The organism is Vibrio sp. 10N.261.46.A3 (assembly GCF_041472995.1).
Classification (GTDB): Bacteria; Pseudomonadota; Gammaproteobacteria; order Enterobacterales; family Vibrionaceae; genus Vibrio; species Vibrio coralliirubri.
On sequence record NZ_JBFRRH010000067.1, the window covers coordinates 133177 to 156504 of the forward strand.

Annotated in this window: 5 protein-coding genes; 3 read left to right on the plus strand and 2 right to left on the minus strand. The window is 46.6% G+C overall.

All coding sequences use genetic code 11. The features are described 5' to 3' along the window. The first annotated feature begins 238 nt into the window (after nt 1–238). The 3 genes from AB4484_RS16205 to AB4484_RS16215 all read left to right on the plus strand — a co-directional run bounded on the left by AB4484_RS16205 (nt 239) and on the right by AB4484_RS16215 (nt 3462). On the plus strand, nt 239–1828 hold the full coding sequence (locus AB4484_RS16205; protein ID WP_372079231.1) for a response regulator: 1590 nt from the start codon (nt 239–241) through the stop codon (nt 1826–1828). After that, a complete protein-coding gene (locus AB4484_RS16210; RefSeq protein WP_048608496.1) occupies nt 1822–2154 on the plus strand; it encodes an Hpt domain-containing protein in 333 nt (110 codons plus the stop codon). Before AB4484_RS16205 ends, AB4484_RS16210 begins: the two co-directional genes overlap by 7 nt. 411 nt (nt 2155–2565) lie before the next feature. Beyond that, a complete protein-coding gene (locus AB4484_RS16215) occupies nt 2566–3462 on the plus strand; it encodes an RNA polymerase sigma factor RpoD/SigA (RefSeq protein WP_048608498.1) in 897 nt (298 codons plus the stop codon). Nucleotides 3463–3666: 204 nt separating this feature from the next. Here AB4484_RS16215 and AB4484_RS16220 read toward each other — a convergent pair whose 3' ends face one another. Continuing rightward, nucleotides 3667–4020, minus strand: coding sequence for a hypothetical protein (locus AB4484_RS16220; protein WP_017072193.1), 354 nt, complete (start codon nt 4018–4020; stop codon nt 3667–3669). 195 nt (nt 4021–4215) lie between these two features. Next, nucleotides 4216–23328: tandem-95 repeat protein (locus AB4484_RS16225; protein WP_372079233.1), on the minus strand; the 19113-nt coding region annotated here is incomplete at its 5' end.

Sequence of the window (23328 nt, forward strand, 5' to 3'; positions counted from 1 at the left end):
AACATTTCGAATAAAAACTCGAATAATAAAACAGAGAGGTGAGCTTATCGGTTTGCCTCTTTTTTATTTCTAAAACACGTATAACCCTACAAAAATCAGGTAAAAGTAACCTGCGTTTGAAGGATTTCATAAATGTTTTAATTACCAATAGTTTATTGAGTGTTTGTATGTGATATAGGCACCTTGACAATGTGCAACTTGACACCTAGATTAAAAATAACATTTGGTATTGAGGAAAATGGATTTGACCTTACCACCTGACCTACGAGTTTTAATTGTCGACGACTCCAAGAGTGCAACTATTCTTATAAAGCAGCAACTCTCGAGCTTGGGCATTTCACATGATTGCATCTTTATTGCGACCGACTATCGACAAGCCATTAAAGCGGTCGAGACGCACTCTTTTCATGTACTCCTCATTGACTACCACTTAGAACAGTCTTTTACTGGCTTTGAGCTGTTGGGTATTCTGTATCGAAATCGCCTGATAGACCATACTGTGGCAACAATCTTGCTCTCTGGGGATATGCGTCAGGAAACAGTATTAACCGCCCTTTCAGGTGAAGCACACCACTTCGTTTCTAAACCGATTAATACTCAAACGTTGGGTAAAAAGATCCAAAGTGCCGTGTCCGTTTCGAAGAAGCTCACCCAACTGAATGATTTATATCCAATTGCCAGTCAAGAGAGATTAGCTCAAGCTTTGGCGATCTCCCCTAATGGTACTAGCGTCCAGTTCGAAGCGACATTGATTGAACATTTAATTGCAGGTAAGAAATGGCAGTTACTCACTAGCGTCATTAACAACTCGAAAACCAACATGCACCCAACCAAATTGGTGGCTGAGGCGCTCATTCTCGACAGCTTAGGCAAGCCCAATTTAGCCATAGATAAGCTCCACAATTTTCTGATAGCGCAGCCACTCTCATTAAGCGTGATTGACTGCTTAAGCTGTATCTATGAAAAACACAAAATGCTGCTGCCTGCTCTTAAATTGGCGATTCGTGCATTTGAGATGACACCGAGTATCAGCCATCGTGCAATCAGGGCCATCGACTTAGCTGAGAACGCAGATAACACACATATGATCATAAAGTTAGGTGAAATGTATGCTACCCACATTTCAGCTGCTGACATTGATGTCATCCATTCCATTGGTGCGCACTTTAATTCGTTAAAAGCAACATATCAGCGCGAGACACAACTAAAGTACAAACGTATTTTGCTTGAGCACGCCAACCAATTCACCGAGTTGGTAAACCTGAAACTTCCGGTAAAACAACAGCAGCAAGTTTTAGCCAGCCTTGCCCTATTTCAGAGCAGCATATTGCTCATCGAAAATAGCCCTCAGGTTGCCCACAAAAAAGTGATTAGAGCTTCGACGCTGTTAGCGAATAATTTCCACAGCCAACCGACTTACTTGCTCGCTCAACTATTACCACTGCTCGTCCACTTTGGTGAGTACTCTCTTTATCACTTAGCAGTGGAATGTCTAAAATCTCGGGGAGAAGCAGTAAGCCACAAACTTGAGTCCAAGAATGTCGACCCTTCAACGTGTATAAACATTGAAAACTTTGGGTCGATCCAGGAATTAAAGGACTACATTCACAGTTACCCATATTCAGTTGCCGCCAAACTTGACTATATATATGCCGTCCATAAAGCTCATATAGATGAGAAACTTAGCGACGACTATTTAGAAGAAATCTTACAATTAGAACTTCCTCCAAAATGGAACCAATGGATTAGTGATTCATCACGGTATGGTTTTTCCACTAAGCCGCCTAGCCCATTTTCAACATGCAGCCGACAGGAGTCCACATGCTAGACTTTGATGCTTTAAACGCCTATTTAGACAACGACAGAGAAGTCATTTACGCCGTTTTGTCTACATATCAAGAAGACCATGGCAATTCGCTACAAGAGATCGAAGAGTTGGTTCAACAAAAAGATTGGGGCAAGCTTCATTTTACCGTGCACACCTTAAAAGGCATCTTAGCCAGTTTTGGGGAAGAAACGGCGACTGTTGCATTAGAAAGAGTTGAACAAAACACACTCAATAAGCTTGCGCCGCAAGCTGATGATCTTTCCGTTATCTACAGCGAAATGAAGATCATTAATCAACAAATTGATGAGGTTCTTAGCACTTATTAGTCGATAGAATTAAGACGTGCGTGGCGATACTTAATAGCCGATACAGCTAAAAGAGTTGAGGTACTTGGAAACATTGAACCTCAACTCTTACCATTTTTTCATCATATCCCCTCTCAATTATAGATCTAACCCACACCTATAAATTCACGGCATTTATCTAGGCAAAGCAATGCATAACACATGCTTTATAAACCAGCCATCTTGATGTTTTAAATGAAAAACCAACACACTGGATGAGATGCAAAATAGTTAAATATTTGTAGATCTTTTTGTGACATAAACATACGAAATTGCATTTTATTTATTGGTAAAGAAGAAACTGTTATCTACACTCTAATGAAACCAAGCGTTAATCACTTGGTGGCATAATAATAAAATAAAACGTTCAGTCGGCTAGATAAGGACAAGGAAATGAACAACGATAGTTTTGCTGCGTTTCAGGGGCTCACGGATGAAACACCCATTACCGAATCATTTTCTACCAGTGCAGACCCTTATGCTCATTATCTGAAAGATATTGTTGGCATTGATCTGCTGTCGCGTGAAGATGAAGTGTATTACGCAAAATTGAATCGCGCGGGTGATAAAAAAGCGCGTGATGTTATGATCGAATCAAACCTGCGCCTTGTTGTGAAAATCGCAAAGAGTTACCTAAAACGTAAAGGCAATAATTTCACCCTGCTCGACCTGATCGAGGAAGGCAACATTGGCTTGATTAAGGCCATCGACAAATACGATCCAGAACCAGGTTATCGTTTTTCAACCTATGCTGTGTGGTGGATCCGTGAAAACATTGAAGCCGCACTCATGAACACGGGTCGAACCGTTCGATTGCCAGCCCACGTGTGCAAAGAAATAAACAGCCTCGCCTCAAAAAAGCTCGATGTAAGCAAAAAAATGAGTAAAGAGGTTTCAATTTCTGAGTTATCAGACAGTTCAGGTGTTAAGGCCGAACGCGTCGATCAACTGGTGGCGTTAAGTGGGTTTATTGACGTGACGACAACGGTTGGAACTAGGCATGCGCCTATGGTGCTTGATCAATGCGAAAGTGAATATATCCCCGACCCTCAACAAGATTGTGAAGATCAATCCTTTACCCAAGCTCTAGAACAAATCATCCATACACTTCCTCCAAAATTACAAAAGGTGTTAATCCACCGTTTTGGTTTCTTTGATAACAACGTGAAAACGCTGTCTGAGGTTGGACAAATGTTGGATGTAAACGTTTCTAACGAGCGTGTTAGACAAATGCAGAAAGAAGCAGTCGAGAGAATTCAAAAACGACTCAAATTTGATGGTTGGGTGTAAGTCGTAACCCAGTTGAAAATAGCGTTAAGCCAAACAGCAGCGTAATTAAAAAAACAACGGAAGTAAAACAAAGAACCTTAAGGGTGAGCCTCCAAGCTTGCCCTTTTTGTTTGCCTGATTCGCCAGAAAAACAAAAAGATCTTAAGCACACAAACCCAAAGTCGCTAATGGCGAATGGCGAAGGAAAATTGCCACAGCATTAACTTACCTTAGAGAAGTGACTCGCTCACTGCGCAAAATGAGATAATTGATATAAGTGGTTTCAAGACAATCTTGTTCCCACACTGATAAAATCCGTTTGGCCGCAAAATAATAATCTTTGTTTCTCAACAACATCCCAACGGTGCGGCTAAGCTTTTCAAATCGAACGTGATCGCTCGCAGAGATGTAGTCATCTTCACTTTCAATAATGGGTGCTAAACCATCAGCAAACCAATTATTCAATATTTCTCGCATCTCCAATTCGGACTCAGGCACATCCACACTCGACAACTCACGATGTTGAGGTGGTGGCACTATGTACTTCGACGCTTGCGGTGAACTGACATAACGATACATGCCCTCACTCCTTTTTAACTCTCTCTATAATAACTAAGAACATTCTTGTGGATTCTCAAGTTTTTTGAAGCCAAAGAATGAATCTCAGCGACAAATAAGAAAGCCATGCAAAGGTCACTCTACATGGCTTTGCTCAGGGCAACTTTACGCTGCCCTATCTATTTGTCGGTTTAGACTAAAACTAAGCTCTCTCGATTAAATCGAGCTTTGGTCGAAGTCGTTGCCTTGATCAGTTCCAGTTTGAGAATCTGAATCGAAGCTTCCAGAGTCGTCCGTGAAGTCAACACCTTGGTCTTGACCTCCCGCACTTGTCCAGTCGCTGCCACCAGATTCCATACCCGCCATGTCCGGTTGCTGCTCTTGCGTAGAACCTTGCATGGTGTATTGGTCATCGACTTCAACTTCAACAGAACCGCTAGCTCCGTCTATTGAGCTACCCAATTCGTCGTAACCTTGGAATTGGATCTCGCTAGTACCTTCGTAACCTTCTGGAAGTTCAACAGATACAGGCTGCTCTAAGTTGCCACTGATTGTGAAGCTACCATCACCGTTATCCAGTGCGTTGCTCACAGTAGCGCCTTCAGGTAAGCCAGACATATCAGCGTAATCAACCGATTCGTTACCACTCACCTCATCAGGAATCGAGATAGAGATGGTATCGCCCGGTGCCGCTGTTACATCTGCTGTACTGTCATCAGTTTCAGCATCTTGAGCTTGGTCATCAGCTTGTTGAGCCACTTCCACTTGTTGCTCTTCTGTTGCTTGAGCAGCTTGGACTTGTGGTTCATCACTTTGTACTGAATCATCTTCAACTTGGATACTTAAGCTGTGACTTGATACTTCACCGCCGTCGTTAACTTCAACATTCATCGCTAAATTGCCATCGAAGTCTTCGTTCGGCCAGTAAGTCCACTCACCTTCACCTGATTGGGCAAAGAAGCCAGCATCGTTCGCGTCTGCAACATCAACAACTTGTGCAGAATCACTCACGCCCAACTCATCCACCAGCTGTGCATCCGTGATAGTTAGTGAACCATCATCAGCTAAGGCATAACCTTCGCTCGCCGCTGCTTCATCGCCACTTTGGATATCCACATTGAAGAAGCTTTCGATGCGATTTTCGCCATCGGTCGCTATAAACCCAACTTGAACATCGCCGGTGTAGTCTTCAGCAGGAGTGAATTGATAGTTACCTTGGTTATCGCTCTCAATTACGCCCTGACCTTCCATCAAGCTTACTGACTCAATGCTCAAGCTGTCGCCTTCTGCATCGCTCAGGTTCGCTAACATGTCTTCATCAGTGAACGACAAGGTAGCATCCGCTGCGATTTCCGTCGTCGTGATGCTGTTAACTTCTGGTGCTGCATTCTCTTGTGAGTCGCCTTCTTTCACGACTACGCCAGTTTGCTCATCATGAAGCACGCCATCTTTATCAACTACGTAAGCAATGTCTGCTTCGCCAGTGAAACCTGGTGCTGGTGTGAACGTCCAAGTGCCATCGCCATTATCGACAATCTCACCTTGGCTGCGGTCGGCAAGATGAACCAGTTTCACTTCATCGTCGCTGTCAGCATCCACATTCTCAGCTAAACCGATTAGGTCATCAGCAGTTAGGATGATGGAATCACCCGCCACAGTTTCGAAGTCACCTGAATCGATGCCATCTTCAAACGCTTCTGGCTCATCTCCGTAATCAACTGTTGTTGCACTTACGGTTACGAAGAACTCACCATGGAAGTCTTCAGGAGGCGTCATTTGAATGTTTGAGATATCCCAGTCGAACAGGTCGATGTACTGACCCGGCTCAGTGATCATCACGGTATTCACACCATCGGTTACCTCGAATCCAACAGGGAAACCTGTCATCACTAGGTTACTTAGCGTTTCTGAATCATCGACTAGACCAACATTCAGTCCTAAGTGACCGGTTTCATCTTCACCGAACACTAATGGTCCGTCATGGTCAGTTGAAATAACCGCGCCATCTGCGACAGGACGTACGTACACAGGAACATCGAGAACCGTTTCAAACTCACCGTCACTCACGACCACTTGTAGGTCAGAAACGCCCGCAAAGTCGCCCGTTGGTGTGAATGTCCAAGTTCCATCACCGTTGTCCGTTACTTCACCACCATCTTCACCGTCTGCGGTAATAATGCGTGAAACAACTAGGTCAGCGGTATCAATGTCACCGAACAAGTTCATCAAGTCGCCAGCATCGAAGGTGAACGCACCATCTTCATTTGTGGTCATCATTGCGTTGCCGACGTTAAACGGTGCGTCGTTAACAGGAATGACATCCACATTCAGCGAGCCATCAACCACTTCTTCCCCGTCAGTTGCTTGATAACCGAGTTCTACTAAGCCATTGAAGTCTTGAGTAGTCACTAAGTGATACATGCCGTCTGGTTGCTGAGTTAAGGTCGCATTCGCTGGAGCTCGAACTGTGATGCTCTCGATGCTGATCTCATCGCCATCAAGGTCTGTGACTTGATCCGCGATGTAAGCTGGGTCAATCACCATGACCACATCTTCTTCGCCCTGCATCTCAATCATTGGCGCTTCAGGTGCATCATTGACTGGCGTGACATCGATGTTACCGTCGACTGAAATTGTCTCTTGGCCATCACTAACGTTAAACGTCATTGGCACATCGCCATTGAAGTTTTCGTTTGGCGTAAATGACCAAGTACCATCTTCGTTGTCTAGCAACTCACCCAAGCTAGGGTCTATTTGTAGACCAGAAGCCGACAGCTCGTCTGCGGTGTTATCAATGTCGGTAGCTTGAGCTAACAACATGTCTTGTGTGATAAGAATGGTGCTGTCTTCGGCTGTGGTTAGTTTCACATCCTCAGATTCAGGTCCATCGTTCACAGCCAGAACTTCGATTCCTGCCGTTGTTGTTGCAGTTGCACCGTCATCATCGGTCACGACCACATCTAGGCTGATATCACCGTTAAAGTTCTCACTCGGCGTGAAGGTCACAGAACCATCATCGTTTTGAACCAATGCGCCGTCAGAGCCTGAGTAAGTCACACTTTCAAGCGACACCTCACCATCCACGTCTGAACTGTTCGCAATCAACTGCTCAGGGCTAATGGTAATAGTGCCATCTTCGTTCATTTGGTAAGACGTTGAACCCGCCACTGGTGCATCATTCACATCCGTTACGGTCACATCAATATTGGCATCGACTGTCTCAGTGCCATCAAACACTGTGAAGCCAAGGTTTACATCGCCATTGAAGTTCTCGTTTGGAGCAAAGCTGTAAGTGCCATCACCGTTGTCAGTGAACACACCCTCTGCGCCCGTGTAAGACACATCCGTGATAGACAAGTCATCGCCGTCAATGTCTGCAGCACCTGCTAATAGGTCTGCATCAGTGAAGATTAGCGTTCCATCTTCCTCAACGGTAAAGTTTTGGTCTTCTGCTGTTGGTAGGTCATTGACTGGGTTAACCGTTAGGTCGACGCCAGCTTGAACAGTTTCAAGGCCATCTGACACATCGAAGCTCAAATCAATGTCACCGTTGAAATCAGCATCCGGCATGATAGTAAATGAACCATCTTCGTTTGCTGTTACGGTTGCATTGTCACCCGCGGATAGGTTGCTTGCGGTCAGTGCATCACCATCAACATCCGATGCGTTCGCCAACAACTGCTCTTGAGATAGCGTAATTGAACCATCTTCATCAACCGAGTAAGCCACGTTTCCGGCCACTGGTGCGTCGTTAACTGCAATAACTTCAATACCAGCGGTAGTTTGAGCGGTAGCACCGTCGTCATCAATAACCGTCACATCAAGGTTGATGTCGCCGTTAAAGTTTTCGTTTGGTGCGAACGTTACCGAACCATCTTCATTTTGAACCAAGATACCGTCTGCACCTGAGTAGCTCACGCTATCAAGCGACACTTCACCGTCCACATCGGAGCTATTAGCAATCAACTGCTCAGGGCTCAATGTGATGGTGCCATCTTCGTTCATTTGGTAAGACGTTGCGCCCGCCACTGGTGCGTCGTTAACGTCTGTTACCGTTACGTCAATGTTTGCATCAACCGCCTCTGTACCGTCAGATACTGAGAAGTCTAGACTTACGTCACCGTTGAAGTTCTCGTTCGGAGCAAAGGTGTAAGTGCCATCGCCATTGTCGGTGAACACACCCTCTGCGCCAGTGTAAGACACATCGGCAACTGAAAGCTCATCACCATCAATATCAGAAGCACCCGCTAACAGTTGCTCATCAGTAAAGGTAAGCGAACCGTCTTCTTCAATGGTGTAAGCGACATCTTCTACAACTGCGATGTCATTTACTGGATTCACAGTAAGGTCGGCCGTTGCAACAACCGTTTCAGTACCATCAGAAAGGTCGAAGCTTAGGTCAATATCGCCATTGAAGTCGGCATCCGGAGTAATGGTAAATGAACCATCATCGTTCGCCGTCACGGTAGCGTTATCACCTGCGGTTAGGTTGGCAGCGGTAAGATCATCACCATCCACATCCGATGCTTGAGCAAGCAGTTGCTCTTGGCTTAGCGTGATTGAACCATCTTCATCCACTGAGTAAGCCAAGTCACCCGATACTGGTGCATCGTTGACTGCGATAACATCAATACCCGCCGTCGTTTGAGCGGTTGCACCGTCTTCATCTGCAACGGTGACATCTAGGCTGACATTGCCGTTAAAGTTTTCATTTGGTGCGAAGCGGTAAGTACCATCACCATTGTCAGTGAAGATACCGTCTGCGCCTGAGTAGGAAACGTCGCTAACGGATACATCACCTTCAATATCTGAGCTGTTCGCAAGAAGCTGCGCCTCATTGATGGTAATCACGTTATCTTCGTCAACGCTGTAAGTCGTTGAACCTGCAACTGGCAAGTCATTAACAGCAATGACGTCGATACCTGCAGTTGTTTCAGCGGTTGCGCCATCTTCATCCATAACAGAGACATCAAGACTGATGTCACCGTTAAAGTTTTCGTTTGGAGCAAAGGTGTAAGTACCATCACCATTATCAGTGAATACACCACCAGTGCCGCTGTAGCTTACATCGCTAACAAACACTTCCCCTTCAACATCCGAGCTATTCGCTAGAAGCTGTGCATCGCTTAGGGTGATACTGCCGTCTTCTTCAACGCTGTAAGTTGTAGAACCCGCTACCGGTACGTCATTGATTGGAACCACTTGAACATCAATATTCGCCGATACAACATCAGTACCATCACTCACATCGTAAGTTAGGTCGACATTACCATTGAAGTTCTCGTTTGGCGCAAAGGTGTAAGTACCATCGCCATTATCCGTGAACACACCGTCAGTGCCTTCGTAGTTAACCGACTCGACAGAAAGGTCATCGCCGTCAATATCGGTTGCACCAGCCAATAGCTGTTCATCGGTAAAGGTTAGCGAGCCATCTTCATTAATGGTGTAGTCGTGGTCGTAGATTACAGACAGGTCGTTCACTGCTGTTACGGTCACGTCTAGTTCCGCAGGAGTAACCCCACCGTTACCATCGTCTACGTTGTAGCTAATCGAGAATTCACCGTTGAAGTTATCTTCCGGTGTAATGGTGTAAGTACCGTCACCATTGTCAGTGATAAGAGCGTTCTCAATTGAAACATCTCCAACACTTGGTTCGTTTCCGCCCGTATCACCAGAGTCATCACCTTCATCGCCGGTTAGCAATTCAGAGATATCAATGCCGTTTTCATTCGCAAGCGCTTCTTCTGCCGTTGGCAAATCGAACGCATTTTGAGTGCCGACATCTTGGCTTGGAACAATAATGCCATTCACGATATCAAATACATGCCAGTGATCACCTGATGGGTTATCAGATAAATCTGGGCTGAAGGTTTCAACCAATGTATCGCCTACAAACACCTGAACTTGTACATCTTCAACACCATCTACATCCCAACTTCTGTTGGTGTAGTTGTGTACTGAATAGTGCATGTCAGCATCTTGGTAGTTTGGAATGGTAATGGTTTCAGGACCATGGCCATTTACATCATCAACATCTTGTTGAACAACGTTACCTTCACCAAGATCATGGCTCATGTCGCGGTAGTAAATATGGTCTAGCTCATTGCCATTCTCTGTATCGTATAGCCATAAGTGGTTGTCCATATCTCGAGGACTTTCACCCCAAGTCACCACGATACGCATATCTGTTTCTTCAAGTACTTCAGATATCGCGGTTACGCCACCATTCACATCTTCGCCCGCAGGGACAAGGAAGCTGTTAGTAATAGAACCTTCTTGCTCAATGGTAACCGTGCCTTGGTCAACGACTGAACCTGTAACAGAGTAGTTACCTGAATCATCCGTTACTGTGGTGTAGCTATTGCCAGCACTGTCGGTCAAGGTGACTTCCGCACCAGACACTGGATTACTGGTTTCAGCATCTAACACAGTACCGGTTACGGTTGTTTCATCGCCCTGCTCTCCGATAATTGCGGTCATGTCATCGTCTTCGATGTCAGTCGCGAATTGTAGGAGCTCTTCTTGAGTAATGGTGTATGAACCATCTTCTTCAATGGTTATCGCCACATCAGCAGAAACAATTGGCGCGTCGTTAACTGGGTCAACGGTTAAGCCTAAGTTAGCGGCAATTGGTGTGTCGCCATCGCTGATGCTGTAGGCAACGTCGATGTAGCCATTGAAGTTTTCGCTTGGAGTGATTGAGAACGTGCCATCGCCATTATCGACAATCGTTGCATCGTCACCCACTAAGGTTAAGTCGGAAGCGACAAGGTCATCGCCCTCAATATCAGCGGCATTCGCAAGTAGCTGTTCCTGCGTGATAGTGATGACATTATCTTCATCAACGTTCGCGTAAACATCGGATGTCGTTGGCAAGTCATTGACTGGGTTTACCGTCAGATCGGCGTTCGCCACAATTGACTCAGTGCCGTCTGAAATATCAAAGCTTAGGTCGATATCGCCATTGAAGTTCGCATCTGGCGTTACCGTAAAGGTGCCATCGCCATTATCAACAACAGTTGCATTATCGCCTGCGCTTAGGTTGCTTGCGGTCAGGTCATCGCCATCCACATCAGAGGCTTGAGATAGCAACTGCTCTTGAGTCAGAGTAATCGAACCATCTTCATCAATGCTGTATGCCAAGTCACCCGATACTGGTGGATCGTTAATTGGAAGAACATCAATACTTGCGTCGGTGGCTACTGTCGCACCGTCTTCATCTGTCACCACGACATCGAGGCTAACATCGCCATCGAAGTTTGCGTTCGGTGCAAAGCTGAATGTGCCGTTACCGTTGTCAGTAAAGATACCGTCAGCGCCTGTGTAAGTAACGCTATCAATCGCCACTTCGCCTTCAATATCCGAAGAGTTCGCCAACAGTTGCTCTGCACTGATGGTGATAACTTCATCTTCGTTGACTGAGTAACTGGTTGAGCCTGCGATTGGCGGATCGTTCACCTCAAGTACGGTGATTCCCGCTGTGGTCGCTTCTGTTGCCCCTTCTTCATCGGTAACAACAACCGCTAAACTCACATCACCATTGAAGTTCTCGTTTGGCGAGAAGGTGTAAGTACCGTCACCGTTGTCTTCGAACACACCATCACTGCCAGTGTAAGTCACGCTATCAATCGCAACCTCACCTTCAATATCTGAAGAGTTGGCTAATAGCTGTTCGTTACTGATCGTGATTGAGTTGTCTTCATGCACAGTGTAAGACGTACTACCCGCCACTGGTGGATCGTTCTCAGGCGTCACGCTCACATCAATGTTGGCTTGAACCGTATCCGTGCCATCTGACACATCAAAGCTGAAGTTCACATCACCATTGAAGTTCTCGTTTGGTGCAAAGCTATAGCTTCCGTCACCATTGTCGGTAAGCACACCATCAGCACCCGTGTATGTCACACCTTCGACTGTTAGGTCATCACCTTCAACATCCGTTGCACCCGTTAACAGGTCAGCGTCAGTGAAGTTAAGAACCCCATCTTCACCAATAGTGAATGCTTGATCTTGCAACTCTGGCGCATCATTGACAGGTGTTACCGTCAAGTCTAGGCCAGCAGCAACCATGTCTTCTCCATCGGTGACATCGTAACTAAATTCGATATTACCGTTGAAGTTTTCACTTGGTGTAATGGTGAAACTGCCATCGTCGTTCATTTGAACGGTCGCATTTTCATCATTGGTGGTTAGGTTGATTGCTGATAGATCATCACCATCAATGTCAACAGCGTGTTCTAGCAACTGCTCTTGAGTTAGCGTGATGCTGTTGTCTTCGGCTGTAACGGCACTGATATCACCATCAACTTCTGGAGCATCATTCGCTGGCGATATATGAATCGTCACATCTTGTGTTGCCGTTGCGGTGGTGCCCGTATCAACATCAGTCGATGTCGCATTAACGGTTAGTACCACATCACCATTGAAGTCACCTGAAGGGATAAACTCTAGCCCTTCTAGCTCGCCAGGTTGCAATGACCAAGTGCCATCACCGTTATCGGCACCTGCAGAAAGTGAGCTACCTTCTGGCACATCTTCAATCAAGATAGCGAGGTTTTCTGAGCCATCGGTATCGGTTAGCGCGGCATCAATATCAAGTGGTACAGGTGTATCTTCAGTACCAATGATTTGGTAATCCGCGTCAGACACTGTGATTTCGATGTTATCGATACCAAACGACTCGTCAATCACGCTTTGATTCAGAGTTGAACCGAAGCCTAATTCAAGTTGGCCGTCTTCAACGGGTACCGTTAGGTTGATTTGGTGTGCTTGGTCGTTCCAACCACTGAAACCTTCACCTTGCGATACGCCGTGAACCACTTCACCGACTTCATTGCCCGCTGAATCGTACAACGTTGTCGTGCCATCTTCAGTACGGAACGCTGAGTTATCTAACGAGGTAAGCTCTTCGCCACCGACAAAGATTTGGAACGACTCACCATCCCATGAGTCAATTTCGTAGAAGTTGAACGAGATATTAACTTCGCTCACATCACTTGGAATATCGTAAGTTTTGCTTACGGCCTCCTCGCCACCAGTGCCACCAATACGACCTAGCATGTCACCAGATTCGAAGCCTTGTGAGCTTTCAGTACCGGTATTCCAACCGTTTGAGCCAGACTCGAAGTTGTCTGAAGCAATCACTAGGTCAGAAGCAATCGACAGCTCTGGCATATCAACCACAGATTGAACATCAATTGTCGCTTCTGCTGGTACTGTCGCTGTACCGTCATTCACGTCGAACGTCACATTCACATTGCCGTCGAAGTTTTCATTCGGTGCGAATGTATAAGTACCGTCGCCGTTATCAACCAAAGTACCGCTATCTGAAGCCACATTTTCAACCGATAAGTTATCGCCATCAATGTCGCCTGCATTTTGCAGTAGTTGCTCTTCAGTGAAGGTAAAGCTGGTGTCTTCTTGAGTCACAAATTGTGGCTCACCAACTGTTGGCAAGTCATTAACTGGGTTAACCGTTAGGTCGGCCGTTGCTTGAAGCGTCGCATCACCATCGGTAATGTCGAAGTTCAAATCAATGTCGCCATTGAAGTTAGCATCTGGCGTGATAGTGAAACTACCATCATCGTTTGCAGTAACTGTCGCATCACCACCAACGGTCAGGTTAGCTGCTGTTAAGTCATCGCCATCCACGTCACTCGCTTGAGCAAGTAATTGCTCTTGGCTCAGGGTAATTGAACCATCTTCGTCCACGCTGTACGCCAAGTCGCCCGATACCGGAGCATCATTAACAGGCAGAACATCAATGCTTGCGTTGGTCGCTACAGTTGCGCCTTCTTCATCAGTAACGACAACATCAAGGCTTACATCGCCATCGAAGTTAGCGTTAGGTGCGAAGCTGAATGTTCCGTCACCATTGTCGGTAAAGATACCGTCTGAACCTGTATAGTTAACGCTATCAATCGCCACTTCACCTTCGATATCAGAAGCGTTCGCCAACAGTTGCTCTGAACTGATGGTGATAACTTCGTCCTCGTTGACTGAGTAGCTCGTTGAGCCTGCGATTGGTGGATCGTTCACCTCAAGTACAGTAATACCCGCGGTGGTCGCTTCAGTCGCGCCCTCTTCATCAGTTACGACAACATCAAGGCTAACTTCGCCGTTGAAGTTTTCGTTTGGTGAGAAGGTGTAAGTACCGTCACCGTTGTCTTCAAAGACACCGTCAGCGCCAGTGTAAGTCACGCTGTCAACGGCCACATCACCTTCAATGTCTGAAGAGTTAGCAAGTAACTGTTCGTCACTGATGGTAATTGAGTTGTCTTCATGAACGGTGTAAGACGTGCTACCTGCAACCGGTGGATCGTTCTCTGGTGTCACGCTGACATCAATGTTGGCTTGAACCGTATCCGTGCCATCTGACACATCAAAACTGAAGTTCACATCACCATTGAAGTTTTCGTTTGGCGCAAAGCTGTAGCTTCCGTCGCCATTATCAGTAAGAACACCATCCGCACCTGTGTAAGTAACGCCTTCAACCGATAGGTCATCCCCATCAATGTCGGTCGCACCTGTCAGCAAGTCTTCATCAGTGAAGTTCAAGATGCCGTCTTCGCCGATGCTGAACGTTTGATCTTGTGGTTGTGGAAGGTCATTAACTGGATTAACGGTTAGGTCAGCCGTTGCAACCAGCGTATCTGTACCGTCGCTAATGTCGAACGTTAGGTCAATGTCACCATTGAAGTTCGCATCTGGCGTAATGGTAAAGCTGCCGTCATCGTTAGCAACAACCGTCGCGTCTCCATCAACAATCAAGTTAGAAGCAGTAAGGTCGTCGCCATCTACATCACTCGCTTGAGAAAGAAGCTGCTCCTGGCTCAAGGTAATCGAACCGTCTTCCTCAACACTGTATGCCAGGTCGCCTGATACTGGTACATCGTTGATTGGTAATACATCAACCGTAATAAACGTATCAACTTGAGCGCCGTCTTCATCTTGAATGGTCACATCCAACTGCACTTGGCCGTTGAAGTTTTCATTCGGTGCGAAGCTACATGTACCGTCACCATTGATTGAGAAGATGCCGTCTGGACCGTCGTAGTTGATCTCAACAAGCTCAACATCACCTTCAATATCAGATGCGTTCAGCAGAACTTGAGACTCACTGAAAGTCAGTACTGAATCTTCATCGATGGTGTATGACGTTGGGCCAGCAACTGGCGGATCGTTCACTTCTAGAACCGTAATGCCCGCAGTAGTCGATACGGCTGCATCGTCTTCATCCACAACAACCACATCAAGGCTAACTTCGCCATTGAAGTTCTCGTTTGGAGAGAAGGTATATGTGCCGTCACCGTTGATTTCCAGAACACCGTCGCTACCACTGTAAGTCACGCTATCAATCGCGACTTCGCCTTCGATATCCGAAGAGTTCGCTAGCAATTGTTCGTTACTGATCGTAATAGAATTGTCTTCATGAACCGTATAAGACGTGCTACCCGCAACCGGTGGATCATTCTCTGGCGTCACGCTCACATCAATGTTAGCGGTTACCGTATCGGTACCATCTGATACATTAAACGAGAAGTTCACATCGCCATTGAAGTTTTCATTTGGTGCGAAGCTGTATGTGCCATCGCCATTATCAGTTAGGACACCGTCTGTTCCAGTGTACGTTACACCTTCAACACTTAAGTCGTCTCCCTCAATGTCCGTCGCACCTGTTAATAGGTCTTGGTCATTAAAAGTTAACACGCCATCTTCGCCGACTGTGAATGTCTGGTCTTGTGCTTCTGGACCGTCGTTCACAGGTGAAACCGTTAGCTCTAGGTTGGTAGAGACAACATCATCACCATCAGACACATCAAACGTAAAGCTAACATCGCCATTGAAATCAGCATCTGGCGTTAATGTGTACGTACCATCACCGTTATCGGTAATCGTAACGCTCTCATCATCGGTTGCTAAATTCAGAGCCGTCAGCTGATCGCCATCTAAATCACGCGCATTAGCCAATAAGTCTTCTTGCGTAATGATGATCGAACCATCTTCTTCAACCGTTGCAGAAACCGGAAGTGCTTCAGGTGCGTGCTCAATGTGCGCGCCTGTCGCGTTAATGTAGATGGTTTGAGATACCGTTTCAGAATCATCATTGGATAGCTCTGTTGCGGTTGCGGTTACATGAACTTCAAGCTGTTCGTTGAAGTCTTCAGGTAGCTGGATTTGTAGTGCATTTTCGATAGCCGTTGTTGGTAAGTTCACCGTACCATCAGGGCCAACCGTCACTTCACCGCTGTAGATTTGGCTGTTCACTTCACCGACATCGATTGTGAAGTTGAAATCTGTGTAGTCAGCATCACCGCCGCCATACAAATCTTCAAAGCCGTAAACCAGCTCGCCGTCTTCATTAACCGTCGTGCGAGTATGTTCGATACCATCTTGGTTTAGCTGAGAGCTTGAACCACCATGGAAGATCGCGTCACCATTCTGGCCTTGAATCACGGTCTCGGTTCCATCTGCCGCAACAAAGACAAGTTGAGGATCAACCGTATCCATGTTCGCAGGCGAACCATCCTCAGCACGGAACTCGTACTGACCGTCTTGCATCGCATCAAAGTCGTTGTGCTGATGTCCGTTTGGAATTAAGAACAGGTTAAAGCTTTCGCCTTCCGCAACTTGGAAGCTGAACTGTTCTTGCCCAGGAACAAGGTCACCACCACCATCGACTTGTGAGGCATTCTCGTAGACGATTTCAACGCCCGTGATGTTGCCGTCTTCGTCAACTTTGTAGTAACCCGCTGTGTTTTCGTAACCAGCCGTCTCACCCTCAAATGTGACTGTGATTTCAGTATCGTTGTAACTGGTGATACCGTTGTCTTGGTTATTGATTACCCCTTCGTTGTCGTAGGTAATCACTGAGCCTTCAGGCACACCATCGACCGTTACCGTCAGTGTTTCTGATAGATCTTGGTCTACTAGCGCAGCCGCAATATTAAGCTCAACAATGCCGCCTGGCTCAACCAGAATTGCTTCATCATCAACGTTGACACCATCGCCATCCGTGATAACTAAGTCAGGCGCATCAGCTACGGCTTCAATGTGAACATTGATGTCTTGTTCAACTTCATCCGTACCGTCTGTCACCGTAAAGCTGAACTGCAGGTCACCACTGAAGTGCTCTTCAGGAACGAAGCTGAACGTGCCGTCACCATTGTCGGTGACTGTGCCTTCATCGCCAGAGTAATTGATGCTAGTAACGCTTAGGTCATCGCCATCAATATCAATCGCACCACTCAAAAGATCTTCTTGAGTGAACAGGATGCTGCCATCCTCTTCAATGTGGTACAGGCCTGGAGCAACAATTGGAATGTCATTCACCGGATTAACGGTCAATGTCATGTCATTCGACGTGCTCAGCTCACCGTCGCTCACCTCATAAGTGAATGCAATATCACCGTTGAAGTTTTCAGAAGGAGTCACTGTGTACGTGCCATCACCGTTGTCGACAATGCTTGCGTTCGGATCATTGGTTTCAAGCGAAGAAGCAAATAGCTCATCGCCATCTTGGTCGCTCGCGTTCTCCAGTAGCATTTCTTGTGTAACGAGGATTGAACCATCTTCGTCGACATCAGCCACCATTGGCGTCGCTTCTGGCGCATCATTGACGAACTCAACTTTTAGGTCGATGTTTGCGGCAACCACATCCGTGCCATCGCTCACATCAAACGCTAAGTCAACATTACCGAAGAAGCCTTGCTCTGGTGTTAATGTGTATGTTCCGTCGCCATTGTCTGTGACTTCTACCGTGTCGCTTGCACTCGTCACATTCACAACTGACAGTTCATCACCTTCAACGTCTGTCGCTTGTGCCAGTAACTCAGCTTCGGTAATAGTAATCGCTTGACCATCTTCCGTAGTGAAAGACATGTCAGGCACGTCTGGCGCATCATTGATTGGATTTACGGTTAGGTTGAGGTCAGCGGCAACAGTTTCGATTGCGTCAGTGACATCGTAAGTAAATTCAATCTCACCAAAGAAATCTGCACTTGGTGTAATCGTGAAGCTACCGTCTGGATTTTCGACAACAACCGCATTTGGATCGTTGGTCGCAAAGTTAACCGCTTCAAGGTTATCGCCATCTACATCGGTTGCATTCGCTAACAGATCCTCTTGAGTGATAGTGATTGAACCATCTTCATCAACAGCGGCTTCAATTGGACCACTCACCTCAGGGCCTTCATTGACAATTTCAACGTCGACTCTTGCTGTACTTGGTGCGCTTGCTTGCCCGTCACTGATATCGAAAGTCAGATTCACTTCACCGTAGAAGTCTTCTGCCGGTTCGAAGGTAAAGGTATTATCACCGTTATCCGTTAAGGTACCTTGCGTTTGGTCTGCAAGTAATAGGTTTTCAACATGAAGAATGTCGCCATCAACATCGGTCGCGCCAGACAATAGGTCTTTCGCTTCGATGATCATGGAGCCGTTTTCAAGCATTTGGGTGTGCAATGGCTCACCCGGAACCGGCACATCATTGACCGGTACAACCGTTAGGTCTAGATGCGTTGCAACTTCATCAGTACCATCAAACACCTTGTAGTCGATGTCGATTTCGCCATTGAAGTTTTCATTCGGCATGAAGGTAAACGTACCATCACCGTTATCAACTAGCTCACCGTTGTCACCACCGTAAGTGATGTCAGAAATAGACAGCGTATCGCCTTCCACATCTGTGGTGTTCGCTAGCAAGTCATCCGCACTAAACGTGATGCCTTCATCTTCGTCTGTCGATAGAACAATCGGGCCAGAAACGATTGGCGCATCGTTCACGGATTCGAAGTTGATGTTGATGATGTTGCTGTCTGTCAGCTCACCATCCGTAACTTGGTAACCGAGTTCGATTTCACCATGGAAGTTTTCATCCGGTGTTACCGTCCAAGTACCATCACCATTATCGGTGAGTGTTGCATGCTCTGAGTTTTCACCCACTAGCTCGAGATTCTGAATATCGAGGTCGTCGCCATCAATATCAGATGCTTGCGCCAGTAGTTGTTCTTCGGTAATCACAACCGAAGCAAACTGTGCAGAACCATCGGTATCGACAGTAATATTCGGAAGTTCAGCCGTTAGCTCGATTTCGTTGTCACCCGCATGGATATTCAACTCAACCGTTTCGGTGATCTCTGAACCATCAACACCAATCGATGTAAACACGGCTTCATCATGACAAGTTTGTGACACTGTCATGTTTTGAACCACGTAAGTACCATTACCTTGCACGGTACCAAGTTCAAAGTAAGACACCGGCTCATTTACCGTAAGCGTATAGTCCGTCTCGTAATTGCTACGGTCTTCTTTGTGGTAAGTCATCGAATCGATTAACTCACCATCATCGTTGAACGCGCGAATTTCTACTTCAGTAAAGTGACGAGACTCTTCCATGAACCAGCCACCCAAACCATCAAGGTGGAAGCTGATTTCATTGATGTCTTGACCTTCAACCGAAACGGTCAGTTTCTCATCACCACTTAGGCCTTGACGGTCTGTATCACCAATACCGTGACCAATGTGGGTGTTACCATTCCAAGCACCAAGAGGATCATCGTTACTTTGAACAGTTACCGTTAAGTCGCCATCCGAGAACTCACGAGTATAAGGGTCGACTTCTGTACCCCAATCGTCCACGCTCGCGTTATCGTCAAACGTACCGATTTGCGTGGTGTGTGTACCGTTAGCCAATGCGTCATCATTTGGAATAAAGCGTACTTCTGTGTCGGCAGGAACTTCTTGTCCTACTTCCAGCACCACCCATTCGTCATTCACATTCGCTTCAATGATGCCGTTTTCTGGCGCTTGGTCTAAACGTAGTGCTGGCTCTTCACGAAGTGTTACACCAACTGTTTGGTCTTCTTGGGCTTGGATGAAGATTTCATCGCCCGCTTCCGGCGCATCGTTGACAGGATTAACCGTCAAGTCGAGTGTCGTCAGAACTTCATTCTCACCATCACTGATGTTGTATGTGAAGTCCAACTCGCCATTGAAGTTTTCTGTGTGCGTAATGGTGAATGAACCATCGTCATTAGCAACAATTGTCGCATCTGGATCGTTGGTTTGTAGGTTAGATGCCGTTAGATCATCACCTTCAACGTCCGTTGCGTTCGCTAGCAACTGCTCTTGAGTAATGGTAATTGCGTTATCTTCATCGACTTCAGCCTGAATGCCCGAAGTTTCAGGTCCATCATTCACAGCAATAACATCGATGCCAGCGGTTGTGGTTGCGGTTGCACCGTCTTCGTCAACGACAACAACGTCTAGTGAAATATCACCATCGAAGTTTTCATTTGGCGTAAAGGTGTAAGTACCATTGCCATTATCAACAAAAGAGCCGTCATCACCGGAGTAAGTTACTCCAGACAATGATACATCGCCTTCTACATCGGAAGAGTTTGCCAATAGTTGCTCATCACTGATCGTGATTTGGCCATCTTCTTGAACTGTGTAAGATGTCGAGCCCGCAACCGGTGGATCATTCTCAGGCGTTACGCTGACATCAATAACAGCTGATGTTGAATCAGTACCGTCAGAGACATCGAACGAGAATTGAACATCACCATTGAAGTTCTCGTTTGGAGCAAAGCTGTATGTGCCGTCGCCATTATCGCTAAGAACACCATCTGCACCTGTGTAGAGCACGTTTTCAATCGACAGGTCGTCACCATCAATATCTGACGCGCCAGCAAGCAGGTCAGCATCAGTGAAGAGTAACGTACCGTCTTCTTCAATCGTGAACTGTTGATCTTGCGCTTGTGGCAAGTCATTAACCGGATTCACGGTAATGTCTAGGCCAACTTGAACTGAACCACCATCGTTATCGATGATATCGAAGTTCAGGTCTAGGTCACCGTTGTAGTCAGCGTTAGGCGTAATGGTGTAGCTGCCATCATCATTGTGTTGGATGGTCGCATTTTCATCAGTAGATAGATTGATAGCTTCTAAGTTGTCGCTATCAATATCACCTGCTCTTGCTAGCAATTGCTCTTGGCTTAGCGTGATGGAGCTATCTTCATTGATGGTGTAAGCCAAATCACCCGATACTGGCGCATCATTGATTGGCAATACATCAACGTTAATGTGTGTTTCAACCGTTGCGCCATCTTCATCTTGAATGGTCACACCCAGTTGAACCTGACCATTGAAGTTTTCGTTGGGTGCAAAGCTGCATGTACCATCGCCATTTACAGTGAAGATACCGTCAGAGCCATCGTAGTTAATGCCAACGAGTTCTACATCGCCTTCGACATCCGAAGCATTCACAAGAATCTGAGATTCACTGAACGTCAGAACCGAATCTTCGTCAATGGTGTATGACGTTGGACCCGCAACCGGTGGATCATTCACTTCTAGAACGGTAATGCCAGCGGTAGTTTCATCAATCGAACCGTCTTCATCGGCAACAATAACGTCAAGGCTGATATCGCCACTGAAGTTTTCATTAGGAAGGAAGGTGTAACTGCCGTCACCATTATCTTGGAACACACCATCTGTGCCGCTGTAAGTTACGCTGTCAACAGACACTGCACCTTCAACGTCAGAAGAGTTTGCTAGCAACTGTTCATCAGAAATTGTGATGGCATTGTCTTCATTGACCATGTATGAGGTTGAACCCGCAACTGGCGGATCGTTCTCAGGCGTCACACTCACATCAATGTTAGCGCTGACCGTTTCTGTGCCATCAGACACATCGAAACTGAAGTTCACATCGCCATTGAAGTTTTCATTTGGCGCGAAGCTGTATGAGCCCTGACCTAAGTCAGTCAGTACGCCATCAGTGCCTTCATAAGTGATGCTTTCAACCGTTAGGTTGTCACCTTCAATGTCTGTAGCACCTGTTAGCAGATCCGCGTCTGTGAACAGCAAAGTACCGTCTTCTGCAATACTGAACTGTTGATCTTGAGGGACTGGTAGGTCATTAACTGGGTTAACGGTTAGGTCTGCAGAAGCTTGAACAGTATTAGTGCCATCTGAGATATCGAAGCTGATATCGATGTCGCCATTGAAGTTATCATCTGGCGTGATGGTGAAGCTGCCGTCATCATTAGCTACTACCGTCGCATCTCCACCAACCGTAAGGTCGCTAGCTGTCAGGTCATCGCCCTCTACGTCAGACGCTTGCGATAGCAACTGCTCTTGGCTTAGGCGAATCGAGCCGTCTTCGTCAATTGAGTACGCTAGGTCACCCGATACAGGTGCATCATCAACTGCAGTTACGCTGACGTCGATGTTTGCTGACACCGTATCGGTACCGTCAGACACATCGAAACCGAAGTTTACGTCGCCATTGAAGTTCTCATTTGGTGCGAAGGTGTAAGTACCATTACCGTTATCAGTAAGGATACCGTCGCCACCGTCGTGGGTCACACCTTCAACCGTTAGGTTGTCACCTTCAATGTCCGTTGCGCCTGTTAACAGGTCGGCATCAGTAAAGATAAGTGTGCCATCTTCTTCAACGCTGAACTGTTGATCTTGAGGTACTGGCAGGTCGTTAACTGGGTTAACCGTTAGGTCAGCTGATGCTTGAACCGTATTGGTGCCATCTGAGATATCGAAGCTGATATCGATGTCACCGTTAAAATTCTCATCTGGCGTGATGGTGAAACTGCCATCATCGTTAGCTACAACTGTCGCATCACCGTCAACCGTTAGGTCGCTAGCAGTCAGGTCATCGCCTTCCACATCAGACGCTTGCGATAGAAGCTGCTCTTGGCTTAAACGGATAGAGCCGTCTTCGTCAATTGAGTATGCGAGGTCGCCCGATACTGGCGCATCATCAACCGCTGTTACGCTCACATCGATGTTCGCTGATACCGTATCGGTGCCATCTGATACATCGAAGCCGAAGTTTACATCGCCATTGAAGTTTTCATTTGGTGCGAAGGTGTAAGTCCCGTTGCCGTTGTCGGTAAGAATACCGTCGCCGCCATCGTAGGTCACACCTTCAACCGTCAGGTTGTCGCCTTCAATGTCAGTAGCACCGGTTAACAGATCTGCATCGGTGAAAATGAGCGTGCCGTCTTCTTCAACACTGAACTGTTGATCTTGAGGCACTGGTAGGTCATTTACTGGGTTAACGGTTAGGTCAGCCGAAGCTTGAACGGTATTGGTGCCATCTGAGATATCGAAGCTGATATCGATGTCACCGTTGAAGTTCTCATCTGGCGTAATCGTGAAACTGCCGTCATCGTTTTGAGTAACGGTTGCATCACCGTCGACCGTTAAGCCGCTGGCTGTTAGGTCATCGCCTTCAACATCTGATGCTTGTGATAGCAACTGCTCTTGGCTTAGACGAATCGAACCATCTTCGTCGATTGAGTACGC

What these genes read in the sequence shown, in the direction of transcription:
- AB4484_RS16205 (WP_372079231.1), top strand. Translation starts at nt 239, where the DNA reads ATGGATTTGACCTTACCACCTGACCTACGAGTTTTAATTGTCGACGAC.
- AB4484_RS16210 (WP_048608496.1), top strand. Translation starts at nt 1,822, where the DNA reads ATGCTAGACTTTGATGCTTTAAACGCCTATTTAGACAACGACAGAGAA.
- AB4484_RS16215 (WP_048608498.1), top strand. Translation starts at nt 2,566, where the DNA reads ATGAACAACGATAGTTTTGCTGCGTTTCAGGGGCTCACGGATGAAACA.
- AB4484_RS16220 (WP_017072193.1), bottom strand. Translation starts at nt 4,020, where the DNA reads ATGTATCGTTATGTCAGTTCACCGCAAGCGTCGAAGTACATAGTGCCA.